Source organism: Massilia sp. 2TAF26 (genome assembly GCF_052115005.1).
Taxonomy (GTDB): domain Bacteria; phylum Pseudomonadota; class Gammaproteobacteria; order Burkholderiales; family Burkholderiaceae_D; genus Telluria.
In genome coordinates this window covers 1-370 of record NZ_JBFRFV010000145.1, presented here as the reverse complement: position 1 = coordinate 370, position 370 = coordinate 1, and the positions used below count along the sequence as shown (strand labels likewise).

The window sequence follows — 370 nt, the reverse complement described above, 5'->3', positions numbered from 1 at the left end:
ATTTCACTCCCCTCCCGGGGTTCTTTTCGCCTTTCCCTCACGGTACTGGTTCACTATCGGTCGATTACGAGTATTTAGCCTTGGAGGATGGTCCCCCCATCTTCAGACAGGATTTCTCGTGTCCCGCCCTACTTGTCGTACGCTTAGTAYCACCGTTTGAATTTCGTGTACGGGGCTATCACCCGCTATGGCCGCCATTTCCAGAGCGTTCCACTATTCAATCGACTATCACGTACAAGGCTCATCCCATTTCGCTCGCCACTACTTTGGGAATCTCGGTTGATTTCTTTTCCTGCAGCTACTTAGATGTTTCAGTTCGCCGCGTTCGCTTCACACACCTATGTATTCAGTGAGTGATGACCTAAAAGGC

At 50.1% G+C, this 370-nt stretch carries 1 rRNA gene; it reads right to left on the bottom strand.

The window, feature by feature from the left end:
- A 23S ribosomal RNA gene (locus AB4Z32_RS27870) occupies positions 1–370 on the bottom strand; the annotation flags it as partial.